Here is a 5,437-nt window from a genome sequence, read left to right as displayed (position 1 = left end):
CAGTATACGCATGCGAACAGTATTACGCCTACCGCCATTGAAATTGCAGGTTTAAAAGTACCGGAAACCATTAACGGTTACAAACAGGATAGCCTGGAAGGTATTAGCCTGGCTTATACGCTGGAGGATGCGCAGGCGCCTTCCCGCCACCATACACAGTATTACGAGATCTCCGGCAGCCGCGCCATTTACCAGGATGGCTGGAAAGCGGAAGTATACCACCGTAACGGCACTTCCTTCAGCACCGATAAATGGGAGCTGTATAACGTAGCCAACGATGTAAATGAGCAGCATGACCTGGCTGCAACAGCACCTGCAAAATTAAAAGAGCTGCAGGCCCTGTTTGAAGTACAGGCAGAAAAATATAATATCTATCCATTGCTGGGCGATACCACCCCGCGCCTGCAGGCACTCTTAACTAAAGGCCCCTTTGATACACAGCAGCAGTCTGTCCTTTATCCCGGTGTTACCCAGCTGCCTGCACGGGCAGCGCCCTCCCTGTTCCAGCATTCCTTTAGCATTAGTGCAGAGGTGGAAATAAAAGATAACAGTACTGAAGGCATCTTATTAGCCGCAGGCGGGCGTTTCACCGGCTTTAGCTTTTATGTGCAGGGCAATAAGCTGAAGATCGCACATAATAACAATGGTAAGCTGGTGTACCTGGAGGCAGCGCAGCCGTTGAAACCCGGTAAGGCTGTGCTGAAATATATCCTGCAATATACGCCTGCTAAAAAGCTGGTAGATCCTGCCGGTACAGAAGCGCTGTACATTAACGATGAGAAAGTAGCGGAGCGCAAGATCACTAAAGCAGATGCCACTATTATGCCTTATGATGAAGGCGTGGATGTAGGGCTGGACAATGGTTCCGCTGTAGCGCCGCAGTATAAGGCGCCGTTTGCTTTCACCGGGGTATTACATAAAATTATTGTTGATCATCAAAAACCATAAAACTATGAATGTAGCGGACATTGCCCTGTTAGTAAAGAAAATAGCCGTGGGCATCTTCATATTCCTGCTACCGCTGCTTATTATAGCCGGCGGTATCTGGCTGGCATATAACCTTTTTAAATAATTGTTGAAGCGTAAAACTGAATTGTTATGAAAACAGCTCAAGACATTCAAAAAAGTATCTGGCGCGATGCTGCCATCAGCATATTCATTTATGCATTACCGGTAGTGCTGATGTTCGGCGCCTTTTACCTGACCAACACCCGGCCCTGGGAAACCCACGGGAATGGAACACTGCCGTTCCGCTTACCACATTTCCTGGACATTGTTTTTGGAAACCTGCGCACCTGGGGCCTGCCGGCCATTATGCTGGTAGTGGGTGTTATTGAATTTTCCGTAGGCCTGTATGAGAACAAGTGGACCAAAAATGAACGCATACTGGATATTGTATGTTTCATTGCACCTAAAGTGATATTACGCCCGGTCATTGCCTACTTTGGCTTAAAGTTCCTGCCTGTGCTGCTGCCCGGCGCAGCCAATGCTTTTGCCTGGATCCCTTTTGGCTGGGGTTTGCTGATCATAGCTGTTGCAGATGATCTTACCCAGTACTGGTACCACCGCATTCACCACCAGGTGCCCTGGCTGTGGCGTTTTCACCGTACGCACCATTCTGCGCCTTACATGGGCATGGCCATGACCAGCCGGCAGAATGTGCTGTACACGTTCTTCTTTTCGCAGATCTATTTAACCACTACACTTACCTACCTGGGATTAGGTTATCCCGCTTTGTTTGTAGGCGGTATTAAATCGCTGATCACTACCGGGGCGCATTCCAGCATCCGCTGGGATAAGCCCTTCTATACCATTAAATGGCTGAACCCCATTGCCTGGGTTATGGAGCGGCTTATATCCACACCGGCCACACACCACGCGCACCATGCAGATACGACAGATGATGGCATAGGTAATTATAAAGGTAACTTCGGGAACATGTTCTTTTTGTGGGATATTATTTTCGGTACCGGCATTATAACCCGCCAGTATCCTGCATCCTATGGTATTAAACACTATAAGCAGGAGGAATGGTATGCGCAGTTCCTGTGGCCCATTTTTAAATCCAGGAAAGAGGGCAGTGAGCTCTCTGCCAACGGTCCAATGGTGGGAGATGAGGTAGTGGAAAAACCGGAAGCCATCACTAAGGAACTACCTCAAGCAGGTGTCGCTGTTCACACGGCATAAAGCGCAAAGCATAAAGCATAAAGCATAAAGCCCCAAGCTAAACGCTAAAAGCCAAAAGCTAAAAACATACCGCCCCCAACGTAAACGTTGAATGCATCGAACTTTTGCATTCAACGTTTACTATATTAATTATTCATTCTTAATTATTAATTACCCAGGGGGCGATAAATGTGCACCACAGTACCGGCCTTAAATGCAACATGCTCCACCAGCTGCAGATCCGAGGGTTGAGGCAATTTAGAAAATACAGGCATGCCCGTACCCAGCACTACCGGGTGTATTACCAGGCGGTATTCATCAATTAAACCGGTGGCTGCCAGGCTTTGAACAAAACTGGCGCCGCCCTGTGCCAGTATATCTTTCCCCGGTTGTTGCTTCAGTTTTTTGATTTCTTCAGCCAGGTTGCCGTTAGCTATCTGTGCCTCAGCCCAGGTGTGTGCATCCGGTGAAACATAAGTATCTTTCAAACCCGCTGTGTTTAATCCTTTGGCCTGCAGGTCAAGCTTATCTTTACTTGTGAATACCATTTTGGGAATAGCGTTCATAGGCGCCGCTAAAGCATCCTGGGAAAAAGGCCAGTGGGATGCCATTGTATAAAAGGTGCGGCTGCCCATAACATGAAGACCCGCCTGCCATAGCGTGTCCACCAGCCAGGCGGCGCCTTCTTCGCTCCTGCTTTTAGCAATCCAGCTCATTTCCCCGTTGGGCCCGGCCATAAAGCCATCAACAGACATAGACACTTTCAGTATTAGCTTTCTCATATGCTTCGTTTTTTACAAAGCTATGGATTGCCTATACCATGCAGGCGGGGCGAAACTGACTAATCAGGGGGGCAGAAGCGTACTTATTTCACTGCGGCATATTCCAGCAACACCACGCCGGATTTGTGAGCGCTGCTGTTTATTAAACTAAGCCCTACCCGGTTCTTAAAGCCGGAAAAAAGCGGTTTGCCTTCGCCCAGCAGCACCGGGTGTACTGCCAGCCGGTACACATCTATTAATCCCTGCTCTATGAACGTTGTAATAAGCTTACCACCGCCGTATAACCAGATGTCTTTACCCGGCTGCTGTTTGATGGCAGCTACCTGCTCTTCAATGTTGCCATGAATGTAAGTGGCTTTACCATCCTCTTTCGGGTGGCGGGAGAACACGTATTTCTTTTTACTGTGCACCGTTTGCCAAAGCTGCTGTTCCGCCGCTGCAGCATTGCTGTCCGGCTGGAACTGCCCCCACAGATCATAGCTTACACGGCCATAAAAAATGGTGTCAATACTTTTCAGGAAAGCGCCAAAACCGGATTCCCCGTCCATAATGTCACCATCAAAAATACACCAGTCAATTTCCCCGTTGGGGCCTTCAATAAAACCGTCTAAGGTAACTGCTAAGTCCAGTACAATCTTTCTCATGGTTTACGTATTTTAATATAGGTTGAAGAGGGAAGTTAAAAACTCTTGCCAGGAATAACAAACAAGTTGTCACAAAACAGGTGGCTGTGCTGTCTTACTTTTGTACCAATGCAGTAATTAAATTATGGACTACAGAACCGCAACTTTTCTTGAATACAAAAACCTGCTGTTTTCCATTGCCTATAACATGCTGGGCAATGTGGACGCAGCAGAGGACCTGGTGCAGGACACTTTTCTGAAATGGATGGAAATGCCGGTGGAAGATGTGCGCCACCGCAAAGCCTACCTGGTAAAAATGATCACTAATAAAAGCATTAATTACCTGCACAGCGCACGTTTAAAGCGGGAAGAATACATTGGCATCTGGCTGCCGGAGCCGCTGCAGCAGTATACCTCTAACCCTGCTTACCGGCAGGTGGAAATGTACCATGCATTGTCTATTGGAATGATGGTGCTGCTGGAAAAGCTCACTCCGCAGGAAAGGGCCATCTTCCTGTTAAAGGAAGTATTTGCCTACGACTATTATGAGCTGGCAGAGATCTTTGACAGATCGGAAGACAACTGCCGGCAGATCCTGAAACGCGCCAAAGACAACCTGGGCAAAGAAACCCGCCGTTTTGAAGTAGATATCAAAGCCCATGAAAAAATACTGCAGAACTTTTTGCTGGCCGCTTCAGAAGGCAGGGTGGAAGAGCTGGTGCAGCTGCTGAAGGAAGATATTACCCTGTTTGCCGATGGCGGCGGCACGGTAACTGCGCTTAACCGCAAACGCCTTAGCGCTCCTTTAAATCCTATTTATGGTAAGGAGAATGTGATCCGGCTGCTGAAAGGCGTAGTACCGGTATACTACCGGGATATGCCGGAAATAAGCCGGGAAATTACCCTGGCCAATGGCCTGCCTTCTATTATTTCCTATTCCGGTACATCGGCTGTAAGTATTGTGTCCATTGAGCTGGAAGGGGAGCAGATCAAAAATATTTATATACAAACCAACCCGGAAAAGCTGAAACGTTTTACGAAGCTGTCACAGGATGAATAGCTGCGTTGTCCTATGTATAAACAGTACATCATGAAAAAGGACAAGATCATTTACTGGACCACCACCGGCATTATTTGCACCGTAATGGTATACAGCGTTATTAATTTTAATCTCAAAGCCCCCATAGGACCGGAAGTATACCGTACGGAAGGGCCCTTTAAACATTTGGGCCTGCCGGATTATATGCGGATAGAGCTTTCCATTGCTAAAGCATTAGGAGTGCTGGCCTTATTAATTCCCGGCATACCGGTAAAGGCAAAAGAGTTTGCCTACGCAGGTTTTGCCATTACGCTGGCATCTGCTGCCATTGCGCATTTCTCTGTAGGCGATGGTATTATCTTCATCATTGATCCGCTTATTTTCCTGTGCATTTTAGCGGTTTCCTATACCTATTTCCGGAAGCTGAAAAGTAAGCCGGCTGTAACAGAGCAGCCGGCCCCTGCTCAAAGATCTGTAATGGCGTAATAAGCTTTTTTAGGTCTTAAGCTGCTATCAAACAACAAAGGATAATTCTTTTTTCCTTTGGCAGAAGGGGTGCGGTCTAACCAGGTGTATTTGTCAGATACGTTCCAGAAAGTAACACCGGTGAGCACCCCTTTATACTGCCTGAACACCTTGAACACAGCTGCGTATTGCGCCGCCTGCTGTTGTTCCAGCTGCGGTGTATATACATCCGGCTGCGCCAGCCATGCACTGTCGCGCTGTGATTGTGGCGGCAGTACGGATATATCCAGCTCTGTGATCTGCACCTGCAGGCCCAGGGAGCGGAAGCGTTCTATGGAGGCGATCAGCTCTTTTTGCGTAGG

At 47.9% G+C, this 5,437-nt stretch carries 6 protein-coding genes and 1 pseudogene; 4 read left to right on the top strand and 3 right to left on the bottom strand.

Annotated elements, in window-relative coordinates; genetic code table 11:
• Positions 1-948 (top strand): annotated as a pseudogene (locus VIM87_RS24955) (hypothetical protein); the annotation flags it as partial.
• Positions 949-1,098: 150 nt separating this feature from the next.
• Positions 1,099-2,187: a sterol desaturase family protein gene (locus tag VIM87_RS24950; protein ID WP_331999622.1), complete on the top strand. Its 1,089-nt coding sequence runs from the start codon at positions 1,099-1,101 to the stop codon at positions 2,185-2,187.
• A gap of 146 nt (positions 2,188-2,333) precedes the next feature.
• Here the strand turns inward: VIM87_RS24950 and VIM87_RS24945 are convergent, their stop codons facing one another.
• Both VIM87_RS24945 and VIM87_RS24940 read right to left on the bottom strand, forming a co-directional pair.
• Positions 2,334-2,948 (bottom strand): dihydrofolate reductase family protein, encoded by a 615-nt coding sequence (locus VIM87_RS24945; RefSeq protein WP_331999621.1) that lies wholly within the window; start codon positions 2,946-2,948, stop codon positions 2,334-2,336.
• A gap of 83 nt (positions 2,949-3,031) precedes the next feature.
• Positions 3,032-3,592, bottom strand: a complete 561-nt coding sequence (locus VIM87_RS24940; RefSeq protein ID WP_331999620.1) for a dihydrofolate reductase family protein — start codon at positions 3,590-3,592, stop codon at positions 3,032-3,034.
• Positions 3,593-3,716: 124 nt separating this feature from the next.
• On the opposite strand from VIM87_RS24940, the gene VIM87_RS24935 reads away from it, so the two are divergent.
• Positions 3,717-4,631, top strand: a complete 915-nt coding sequence (locus VIM87_RS24935) for a sigma-70 family RNA polymerase sigma factor (protein WP_331999619.1) — start codon at positions 3,717-3,719, stop codon at positions 4,629-4,631.
• 30 nt (positions 4,632-4,661) lie between these two features.
• On the top strand, positions 4,662-5,096 hold the full coding sequence (locus VIM87_RS24930) for a DoxX family protein (RefSeq protein ID WP_331999618.1): 435 nt from the start codon (positions 4,662-4,664) through the stop codon (positions 5,094-5,096).
• Here VIM87_RS24930 and VIM87_RS24925 read toward each other — a convergent pair.
• Positions 5,075-5,437 (bottom strand): endo-1,4-beta-xylanase (locus tag VIM87_RS24925; RefSeq protein ID WP_331999617.1); only part of this gene is annotated, 363 nt, incomplete at its 5' end. The genes VIM87_RS24930 and VIM87_RS24925 overlap by 22 nt on opposite strands.

Origin of the sequence: Chitinophaga sp. (genome assembly GCF_036569125.1) — a bacterium.
Taxonomy (GTDB): domain Bacteria; phylum Bacteroidota; class Bacteroidia; order Chitinophagales; family Chitinophagaceae; genus Chitinophaga.
Note: the sequence above shows the minus strand (reverse complement) of the source record. Positions and strands in the feature narration are given on the sequence as shown.

Excerpts from the sequence above, each read along its gene's own strand:
- VIM87_RS24950 (WP_331999622.1), top strand. The coding sequence starts at position 1,099 with ATGAAAACAGCTCAAGACATTCAAAAAAGTATCTGGCGCGATGCTGCC.
- VIM87_RS24945 (WP_331999621.1), bottom strand. The coding sequence starts at position 2,948 with ATGAGAAAGCTAATACTGAAAGTGTCTATGTCTGTTGATGGCTTTATG.
- VIM87_RS24940 (WP_331999620.1), bottom strand. The coding sequence starts at position 3,592 with ATGAGAAAGATTGTACTGGACTTAGCAGTTACCTTAGACGGTTTTATT.
- VIM87_RS24935 (WP_331999619.1), top strand. The coding sequence starts at position 3,717 with ATGGACTACAGAACCGCAACTTTTCTTGAATACAAAAACCTGCTGTTT.
- VIM87_RS24930 (WP_331999618.1), top strand. The coding sequence starts at position 4,662 with ATGAAAAAGGACAAGATCATTTACTGGACCACCACCGGCATTATTTGC.